At 42.4% G+C, this 8,921-nt stretch carries 7 protein-coding genes; all 7 read left to right on the top strand.

Annotated features, from left to right (window positions below; translation table 11 throughout):
- On the top strand, positions 1-2,832 hold a 2,832-nt coding region (locus CSC79_RS12715; RefSeq protein ID WP_275541863.1), incomplete at its 5' end, for a FimV/HubP family polar landmark protein.
- Positions 2,833-3,000: 168 nt separating this feature from the next.
- Complete coding sequence (gene truA, locus CSC79_RS12710; protein ID WP_099296134.1) at positions 3,001-3,795, top strand: tRNA pseudouridine(38-40) synthase TruA; 795 nt, start codon at positions 3,001-3,003, stop codon at positions 3,793-3,795.
- Positions 3,796-3,946: 151 nt separating this feature from the next.
- Positions 3,947-4,822: an acetyl-CoA carboxylase, carboxyltransferase subunit beta gene (accD, locus tag CSC79_RS12705; RefSeq protein WP_099296133.1), complete on the top strand. Its 876-nt coding sequence runs from the start codon at positions 3,947-3,949 to the stop codon at positions 4,820-4,822.
- A gap of 25 nt (positions 4,823-4,847) precedes the next feature.
- Positions 4,848-6,113 (top strand): bifunctional tetrahydrofolate synthase/dihydrofolate synthase, encoded by a 1,266-nt coding sequence (gene folC / locus CSC79_RS12700; RefSeq protein ID WP_099296132.1) that lies wholly within the window; start codon positions 4,848-4,850, stop codon positions 6,111-6,113.
- Between the two features lie 11 nt (positions 6,114-6,124).
- A complete protein-coding gene (locus CSC79_RS12695; protein WP_099296131.1) occupies positions 6,125-6,787 on the top strand; it encodes an SPOR domain-containing protein in 663 nt (220 codons plus the stop codon).
- A gap of 61 nt (positions 6,788-6,848) precedes the next feature.
- Entirely contained in the window at positions 6,849-7,343 is a 495-nt protein-coding gene (locus CSC79_RS12690; protein WP_058561253.1) for a CvpA family protein, read from the top strand.
- Positions 7,344-7,361: 18 nt separating this feature from the next.
- Positions 7,362-8,888, top strand: a complete 1,527-nt coding sequence (gene purF, locus CSC79_RS12685; protein ID WP_099296130.1) for an amidophosphoribosyltransferase — start codon at positions 7,362-7,364, stop codon at positions 8,886-8,888.
- The last annotated feature ends 33 nt before the right edge of the window (positions 8,889-8,921 follow it).

The following is an 8,921-nucleotide window of genomic DNA, read 5'->3' as shown; positions in this document are numbered from 1 at the left end:
ATTGATGATGCAGCGCAAAGCAATGCACAGCCCGAGCAGCCTGCTGAATTGGCTGAAGAAGACGACGAATTTGATTTAGACGATATCGACTCACTTATTGATGATGCAGAGCAAAGCAATGCACAGCCCGAGCAGCCAGCTGAATTGGTTGAAGAAGACGATGAATTTGATTTAGATGATATCGACTCACTTATTGATGATGCAGAGCAAAGCAATGCACAGCCCGAGCAGCCAGCTGAATTGGTTGAAGAAGACGACGAATTTGATTTAGACGATATCGACTCGCTCATTGATGATGCTGAGCAAAGCAATGCACAGCCAGAGCAGCCAACTGAATTGGTTGAGGAAGACGACGAATTTGATTTAGACGATATCGACTCACTCATTGATGATGCAGAGCAAAGCAATGCACAGCCCGAGCAGCCAGCTGAATTGGTTGAAGAAGACGACGAATTTGATTTAGATGATATCGACTCACTCATTGATGATGCTGAACAGCCAACTGAATTAGTTGAAGAAGAGGATGAGTTTGATTTAGATGATATCGAAGGTTTAATCGATGATGCTGCAACAAACGAACAACCTCAATCAAATCAAGAAGCGCAACATACAGCGAATGAGCATGACTCAGAACTTGATGAAGCGTTGTCAGATTCAATGGAGGACTTGTCAGCTGTTGAAGATGAGTTAAACGTTGATGATGTAGAAAGTATAGCGTCGTCCCTCACTGATGAACCAGATTTAGAAGAACTTGAAGTAGAACCTGAGCTTGAAGAAGAGCCAGAGCCTGAAGCAGAGCCTGAGCTTGAAGCAGAGCCTGAGCTTGCAGAAGAGCCTGAGCTTGCAGAAGAGCCTGAGCTTGCAGAAGAGCCTGAGCTTGAAGCGGAGCCTGAGCTTCAAGCAGAGCCAGAGCTTGAAGCAGGGCCTGAACTTGAAGCAGAGCCTGAGCCTGAAGCAGAGCCAGAACTTGAAGAAGAACCTGAGCTTGAAGCAGAGCCAGAGCTTGAAGCAGAGCCTGAGCTTGAAGCAGAGCCTGAGCTTGAAGCAGAGCCAGAACTTGCAGAAGAGCCAGAGCCTGAAGCAGAACCTGAGCCTGAAGCAGAGCCAGAGCTTGAAGCAGAGCCAGAACTTGCAGAAGAGCCTGAGCTTGAGGAAGAGCCTGAGCTTGAAGAAGAGCCTGAGCTTGAAGAAGAGCCAGAGCTTGCAGAAGAGCCAGAACTTGAGGAAGAACCTGAGCTTGAAGCAGAGCCAGAACTTGCAGAAGAGCCAGAGCCTGAAGCAGAACCAGAACTTGAAGAAGAACTAGAGCTTGAAGCAGAACCTGAACTTGAAGAAGAGCCAGAGCTTGAGGAAGAGCCTGAACTTGAGGCAGAATCTGAGTTGTCTGAATTCCCAGAGGGTGATGACTCAAACGTCATTATGGATGAAGAAGACCTTCTGGATGAATATGATGATCCTGCTTTAAAAAGTGTTGATGAATTACTAAATGAACTGCAACAAGAAGACGATTATGTTGCTGATCCACAGTGGTCTTCTACAGATGATCTTAATGATGATATTGAAGAAGTTGAAATAGATTTAGGGGATGACCCACTCGACGAAGAGGGAATTTCATCAGATATTGATTTAACAGCTGAAGATGAATCACCTGAAACTGAAGATATAACTCCTAGTCAAGAGCTTGAAGAATACCCAGAGCTTGAGCTTGACTATGACGATATGGATTCACCTCAAAATGAGGCAGAACTTCCACTAAGTCAAACAGAGCAAGATCTTGCAAATGCGATGGCTGGCGGTCAAGAAATTGATAATTTAGAACATGATTTTGATGACGAACAGTTAATTGAAGATGACTTTATTAGCAATGAACCATTGGAAGATGAGCTTGATATTCCAGAGTCAAGTTCAGAGCTTGAGCAAACAATTACCCCAGAAGTCAATGAAACAGTGGATGTTGACCTCAATGATGAAAATGAAATAGATTCTTTAATTGATGATTCAACCCAGAGCAATGAATTAGACGCATTCGCGCAAGATGAAGTTGTTGATGATGCTGAATTACAATTAAGTCAAGCTGAGCAAGACTTAGCTGAGGCTATGTCCGCAAATGAAAACTCTGACACATTAGAGCAAGATTTTGATGACGAGCCCTTGATTGGGGATGAATTACTGGTTGATGATGAAAAGAAAGAGCCAGTGTTTGACAGTCAACTTGATGATATCAATGAAGAGGCCCTTGGTCAGATAGCTAACGATGACGTTGCTACAGAGTTAGAAAGCAGTATTGATGAAACAAGTTTATCAGACGATGAACTTGATGATGACTTTATGGCCGATCTTACTCAAACTGATTTTGATTCTTTACTCAGTGAGTTAGCGGAGCCTGAGCCTTTAAACATTGAAGACAGTGATGATTTTGATGTTGACTTTGATGCGTTGCTTAATGAGGACCTAACAGAGCTGAATGGGTTAACTGACACGCCAGCAAGTGAGTTAGAAAGCTCTCAAAGCACCCTTGATCCTGTTGATGATGAATTTGTAGATATTGATGCCTTGATAGAACAAAGTGATGATGCAAGCCCTGAACACGAACCTTATGACGACATTGATATGGATGTGGGGCTAAGTGAATATGATGCATTATTGGCGGGAGAAAACCCGACTGATGTAGATTTAGAGAGCGGAGGCTACTCTGCCAAGCTTGATTTAGCGCGCGCATACATTGAAATAGACGATATGGACTCAGCGCTTGATGCTATTGAAGATGTTATAGCGAATGGCCCTGAAGAAGTGCAACAAGAAGCGCAGAGTTTGAAGGCTAAATTAGGCTAATAGTGTTTTATATAAACAAAGGGTCTGAACTCACGTTTAGGCCCTTTTTTATTACACCTTTTAAATGAAAGGTGTGGCGATTAGTTTATTTGTATAGTGTCACTTTTATTAGATTGCTATATAGCATAAAATGCCTCGTTCATTAGCACAGTAGGTAAAGCAGTCATTATGCGAGTAGCACTTGGGGTTGAATACAACGGCGCACGATACAGTGGTTGGCAGCGTCAATCGCACGTTAACAGTGTACAACAAGAAGTAGAAACAGCGCTTTCGCGTATTTGTAATCACCCAGTTGAAATTGTTTGTGCGGGACGCACCGATGCGGGCGTTCATGGCACGGGTCAAGTGGTACATTTTGATACTGAGGCTGACCGAGAAATGGTTGCCTTTACAATGGGAATGAACACACTCCTACCAAAAGATATTGCTATTCGATTTGCGAAACCTGTCAGCGAAGATTTTCATGCTCGCTTTAGCGCAACAGCAAGGCGTTACCGCTACGTTATTTATAACTTCGCTTACCGCGGGGCGATTATGAATGAAGGTGTCACGCATTTTTATCACCCATTAGACGAAGTTCAAATGCAAGAAGCCTGTCAGTATTTAATTGGTGAGCACGATTTTACATCGTTCCGTGCGCTGCATTGTCAAGCAAACACAGCAAATAGAACTATTCATCACTTATCTGTTAAACGCCAAGGCGACTATGTGATTATTGATATAAAAGCGAATGCTTTTCTACATCACATGGTGCGAAATATTACAGGGTGTTTAATGGATATTGGATTACATAAGCACAAGCCGGTATGGCTTAAAGAGCTACTTGATTTAAAAGAGCGCGCAAAAGCCAGTGCAACGGCTAAAGCGGCGGGTTTATATCTTGTTGATGTTGATTATCCTGCGCAGTTTGAGATCCCATCAACAACGCTGGGCCCTTTATTTTTAGCAGATTCGGATAAATAAAGAATTTCTAAGCCGCCAGAAGTCAAGGTCATTTCACTACTAAGACCAGTTTTTTATACCGTCGGCGTGTAATTCATGTTTTAATTGAAAAAATTGTCTGCCTGTATATTCGGGCAGGAAGCGACACAGAACAGTATTAAGAGAGTTGCAAATGAGTTGGTTAGAAAAAATCTTACCTAAAACGACAAAATCTTCTGGCCGTAAAGAGATCCCTGAAGGGGTTTGGGCTAAATGTACAGATTGTGATTCGATTTTATATAAAGCAGAGTTAGAAAAATCACTGAATGTATGTCCTAAATGTGATCATCACATGCGGGTGAGTGGACGTAAACGTTTAGAGCATTTTCTTGATGATGCAGATCGTCAAGAGCTAGGTACCGAGCACGAACCAAAAGATGTTTTAAAGTTCAAAGATTCTAAAAAGTATTCAGACCGCATTAGCGCAGCGCAAAAATCAAGTGGCGAAAAAGACGCCTTAGTTGCGATGAAAGGTCGATTAAAAGGTATTCCTGTTGCTGCTGTTGCATTTGAGTTCTCATTTATGGGTGGCTCAATGGCGTCGGTTGTTGGCGCGCGTTTTGTAGATGCTGTTGACCAATGTTTAGAGCACAACATGCCGCTTATTTGTTTTTCTGCCTCAGGTGGTGCACGTATGCAAGAGGCGCTTATGTCGTTAATGCAAATGGCCAAAACCAGTGCTGCACTTGCTAAAATGAGTGAAAAAGGCTTGCCGTTTATTTCGGTGATGACCGACCCTACAATGGGGGGGGTATCGGCGTCATTAGCAATGTTAGGTGATATCAATGTGGCTGAGCCAAAAGCGTTAATTGGTTTTGCTGGACCACGTGTTATCGAGCAAACAGTACGTGAAACCTTACCGGATGGTTTTCAACGCAGTGAATTCCTACTCGAGCATGGTGCAATTGACATGATTGTAGACCGTCGTGAGATGCGTGATACGCTAGCTCGCGTACTGGCTAAATTTATGAACTTGCCTTCTACTGAACAAGAGCATAGAGTAGCGTAAATTTCAGCTTAACTGATTACACGCTATGACAAAAAATATTCCTAGCCAATCATCAAGCCTTGATGATTGGCTTTGTTATTTAGAAAGTGTTCACCCTGCAAATATAGCTATGGGGCTCGAGCGCGTAGCCGACGTTGCCAGCAACATTGGTTTATTAGACACCTCAAGTAAAATTATTCTGATTGGCGGCACAAACGGCAAAGGTACTACAGCACGTTGTTTAGAGTCACTCTTGTTGGCTCAAGGGTACAGTGTGGGCACGTATGCTTCTCCGCATTTAATTCAATACAATGAACGTGTTCGCATTAATGGCGCTGAGCTTGATGATCAATTTCACGTTGATGCATTTGACTTGTTAGAGCAGGGTCGTGGTGAAACACCATTAACGTACTTCGAGTATGGCACCTTAGGTGCGTTGGCGATATTTAAACGCCATAGCGTGGATTACGTACTACTTGAAGTGGGCCTCGGTGGCCGTTTTGACGCTACAAATATCGTCACTCCTTATGCAAGTGTTATAACCACGATAGATTTAGACCACAAAGAGTACCTTGGCGATACCCGCGAATTAGTTGGCTACGATAAAGCGGGCATCTTTAGGGTTAATACACCAGCTATCGTTGGGGATTTAAATATACCTCATACTGTGACTGATTACGGCACAGAAGTTGCGGCGGATATGTATCTTTCTGGTAAGGATTTTGTATTTAAAGAGCATCAAAGCAGCTTTACTTGGCAATTTAGTGAATTTGATTATGAGTTTGTGAAGCCAAGTATTCCTTGTCAAAATGCAGCCACTGCATTGACTACACTCGCTGTGCTTGATTTATTGCCTAGCAAAGATGTAATCAATAAATGTTTAAGTAATCTAGTGGTCGAAGGGCGCTTTCAGAGGCTAAGTTCATCGCCTTTGGTTTATACTGATGTTGCACATAATCCTGAATCAGCACGTTACTTGACCAAAAAATTAAAGCACTTAGCAGATCAAGGCTTTAAAGTTCATGCGTTAGTCGCTATGCTTAAAGATAAAGATAAAGTAGCTGTTTTAAATGAAGTAAGCCCTGTTATAGACCAATGGCATTTAGCTGGTCTTGATTGCTTTAGAGGCGATACAGTAGAAAACTTAGCCAATGCAATGAATAATGTAAAATCTCATGCACCACTGGCGCAATACAAGAATGTTGAAAGCGCGCTAAATGCTCTACTCCCAAAAATGGATGAGCGTTCAGTGCTCATTGTTTTTGGTTCATTTTTTACGGTTGCAGCAGCAATTCAATATTGGAAAAAATAGAGAGATACACAGTGAACTCAGGCTTCATAAATCGTTTAGTCGGCACCAGCATTGTAGTGATTGCAGCTATCATATTTATTCCAAATATATTGGATGGTGAGAAGGTGCATTACCAAGAAGGGTTTAAGGCCATACCTGAACGTCCTGAGTTCAAAACCATTGATTTGCAAGAAACAATAGATGACTCGTTTGCCAATGCTGAGCAACCAAAAATGCAAGTCGTTGAAGATATTTCAAATGATGATGCATTACTCAGTGACAATAAAGCAGACAAGGCGCCTGAAGTTATAACCGCAGAACCAGAGTTCGTTACAGCAACAACGGATAGCAATGGGCAAGTAAACACACATTCAACTCCGGCGATTAATACTCAAAAACAGATTGAGCAAGCCCCAGAGCCTGTTCGTCAGCCAGAAGAAAACCTGACCAAAATGGCCTATGTTATCCAGCTAGGCAGCTTTTCTCATGCAGCGAATGTTAAATCTCTTCAAGCTAAACTTAAGGCAAATGGTTTTAAAACCTTTACCCGTCCAGTTAAAACTCCAAACGGTACTTTAACCAAAGTTTTTGTTGGTCCATCGCTAGATAAAGCGCAACTTCAAAGCAAACTGCCTGAATTAAAAGAACTTACAAAGTTAAACGGCAAAGTTACGCAATTCGAAGTAACAAAATGATCTGGCAATTGGGCGGGTTGTCTTATAGAATGCGCCCCAAATTAACGACTAGTTGGTTATTATGATCTGGGTTGATTACGCCATTCTTGGCATTATTGCACTGTCTACTATCATAGGTTTAATTCGTGGCTTTATTAAAGAAGCAATGTCTTTAGCCGTATGGGCCGGCGCTTTTATCATTTCTAGTTTATTTTACCAATATTTAGCCTCCTTCCTAACCAGTATTTCTGAACCCCTTTTAAGAAATGCAGCGGCCATTGCCATATTATTCTTTGCGACGCTATTGTTAGGCGGAATGTTAAACTACCTCTTAGGTGAACTTGTACAACGTACAGGCTTATCTGGCACCGACCGTGTCTTTGGCATTGTGTTTGGTGCACTGCGTGGCGTGTTGGTCGTGAGCGCGTTACTCTTCTTTCTTGATGCTTTTACCGGTGCGCCAAATACGCATTGGTGGGGTAATTCTATTTTGATCCCAGAATTTGGCTTTGTTGTTGAGTGGTTCTTTTCGTACCTCGAAAACAATTCAAGCTTTTTAAATTCGGTCAACCGTTAATCACCGAGGAAAAATTGCATGTGCGGTATCGTTGGAATAGTCGGAACATCTCCTGTAAATCAGGCGATATATGATGGCTTAACTGTTTTGCAACACCGTGGTCAAGATGCTGCGGGCATCATTACCATAGAGAACAACACGTTTAGTTTACGTAAAGCGAATGGCTTAGTGAAAGATGTTTTTCACACTCGTCATATGAAGCGCTTACAAGGGACTATTGGTATCGGCCATGTACGCTACCCAACAGCTGGCTCGTCTAGCTCGTCAGAAGCACAACCTTTTTACGTTAACTCACCGTTTGGTATTGCCTTAGCTCATAATGGTAACTTAACCAATGCAGAGCAGCTTAAAGAGCAATTATTCTCTGAAGCACGCCGTCACGTTAACACGACATCAGATTCTGAAATTTTACTTAACATCATGGCTCATGAGTTAAGCAAAGCTGACAAATTGAAGCTTGATGCTGAAGATGTGTTCACTGCTGTCACTGAGGTTATTAGCAAAGTACAAGGTGGCTATGCAGCCATCGCAATGGTAATTGGCCATGGTGTGCTTGCATTTCGTGACCCAAATGGCATTCGTCCACTCGTATTTGGTAAGCGAGAAACTGCAAACGGTACAGAGTACATGTTCGCTTCAGAGAGTGTAGCACTAAAAACTGATGGTTTTGAGTTTGTACGCGATGTAGCACCAGGCGAAGCAATTTACGTAACCGAAGCGGGTGAGTTTTATTCTCAAGCTTGTGCTGAAAAAGCCTCTTATTCACCGTGTATCTTTGAGTTTGTTTACTTTGCTCGTCCAGATTCAAATATAGACCGTATGTCAGTGTATGCAACACGCGTAAACATGGGCACCAAGTTAGGTGAAAAAATAGCCCGTGACTGGGCTGATAAAGACATTGATGTGGTTATTCCTATCCCTGAAACATCGTGCGATGTAGCGCTTGAGATAGCCCGCGTACTTGAATTACCTTACCGTCAAGGCTTTGTGAAAAACCGTTATATTGGTCGTACTTTTATTATGCCAGGCCAAGAAATGCGTAAAAAGTCAGTGCGCCAAAAGCTGAATGCTATTGATCGTGAGTTCAAAGGTAAAAATGTTCTATTAGTTGACGACTCAATTGTGCGTGGTACTACTTCAGCTCAAATCGTTGAAATGGCCCGTGAATCAGGCGCTAAGAATGTTTACTTTGCCTCAGCTGCACCAGAAATTCGCTTCCCGAACGTGTATGGTATTGATATGCCATCTGCTGCTGAGCTTATTGCTCATGGTCGTGAAGTAGAAGACATTAACGCTAGCATTGGCTCTGATGGTTTAATCTTCCAATCACTCGATGACTTAATTGCCGCAGTTCGCCAAGAAAATCCAGAAATTAGCCGGTTTGAAACTTCAGTATTTGATGGTCAATACATTACAGGCGGTATCGATCAAGATTACCTTAATCGTATTGATAGACTGCGTAATGACTCCGCTAAATCAACGCGAGAAAGCGCAATGTCTTCAGGGTTAGAATTACATAACCAAGAAGAAAACGGTTCAGATTAACTGAATTTGCAAGCGCAAAAAAAAAGGAGCTAA

Source organism: Pseudoalteromonas sp. 3D05, from assembly GCF_002723455.1.
Taxonomy (GTDB): Bacteria; Pseudomonadota; Gammaproteobacteria; order Enterobacterales; family Alteromonadaceae; genus Pseudoalteromonas.
Note: the sequence above shows the minus strand (reverse complement) of the source record. Positions and strands in the feature narration are given on the sequence as shown.

Excerpts from the sequence above, each read along its gene's own strand:
- CSC79_RS12690 (WP_058561253.1), top strand. The coding sequence starts at position 6,849 with ATGATCTGGGTTGATTACGCCATTCTTGGCATTATTGCACTGTCTACT.
- purF (WP_099296130.1), top strand. The coding sequence starts at position 7,362 with ATGTGCGGTATCGTTGGAATAGTCGGAACATCTCCTGTAAATCAGGCG.
- truA (WP_099296134.1), top strand. The coding sequence starts at position 3,001 with ATGCGAGTAGCACTTGGGGTTGAATACAACGGCGCACGATACAGTGGT.
- folC (WP_099296132.1), top strand. The coding sequence starts at position 4,848 with ATGACAAAAAATATTCCTAGCCAATCATCAAGCCTTGATGATTGGCTT.
- accD (WP_099296133.1), top strand. The coding sequence starts at position 3,947 with ATGAGTTGGTTAGAAAAAATCTTACCTAAAACGACAAAATCTTCTGGC.